2 protein-coding genes are annotated in these 1,064 nt (G+C 33.2%); both read left to right on the forward strand.

Annotated features, from left to right (window positions below):
* Positions 1–411, forward strand: a 411-nt coding sequence (locus tag AC2LE6_RS04205) for an FAD-dependent oxidoreductase (RefSeq protein ID WP_484478002.1), incomplete at its 5' end; no start/stop codon positions are given.
* 80 nt (positions 412–491) lie between these two features.
* The coding region (locus tag AC2LE6_RS04210) for a DegV family protein (protein WP_484478003.1) at positions 492–1,064 on the forward strand (573 nt) is incomplete at its 3' end.

Here is a 1,064-nt window from a genome sequence, read left to right on the forward strand (position 1 = left end):
ATACATCACGCTCAAGAAGAAGGTGTTGTCTTTAAACTTCTTATGAATCCAATAGAGTTTATTGGAGACAATTACATATTAAACAAAGTTAAATGTGAAGTTATGGAGTTAGGAGAAATGGATTCATCTGGTAGAAGAAGACCAGTTGGAACTGGGACCTTTGAATATATCGATGTTGATAGCGTAATTATCTCAATTGGACAAAGTCCTAATCCTATCATAAAAGACTCAACTGAGAACTTAGCAACTAATAGATGGGGTTGTATTGAAGTTGATGATCATATGACAAGTATTCCTGGAGTTTTTGCTGGTGGAGATATTGTAAGTGGTGCAGCAACTGTAATTCTTGCAATGGGTGCTGGTAAAGAAGCTGCGTTCAAGATGGATACATATATAAAAAGCCTTAAATAAACCATTTATTTGACTTTTTACACAAAAAATAGTACACTTTTTGTATGATACTTTGAAATTCAAAATATAGGAGGTTTATTATGTCAAAGGTAGGTTTATTAGTATGTGGGAACTCGGGTATAGATTATATTGATCATACACACGATATTAAGGTTCTTCGCTCAGTGTTATTATTTGGGGAAGATGAGTATACAGATTTTGTAGATATTACTGCAGATGAGTTCTACGCAAAGTTAGAAGCACAACCTGAATTAACTCCATCAACAGCACAAACTGCAACTGGTGTTATTTTGGAACAATATGAAGAATTAAAAGCAAAAGGATTCGATGAAATATTAGTAGTTACATTATCTAAACACTTAAGTGGAACATTTGAAGGTGCTATGTTAGCAGCTAAAATGATTGATGATATAAAAATCACAATCTTCGATTCTAAAAGTGTCGCATTCCCTGAAAGCAGAATGATTTTAGATGCTGCAGAGATGCTTAAAGATGGTAAATCAATGGATGAGGTTATCACTAGATTAGAATTTATAAGAGATAACTCAATGATATGGATCGCAGTAGATACATTAAAATACTTAGTTAAAAACGGTAGATTAAGTGGAGCAGCTGGATTTATGGGTAGTTTATTGAAACTGAAACCATTACTT

It is taken from the genome of Candidatus Izemoplasma sp., assembly GCF_982632705.1.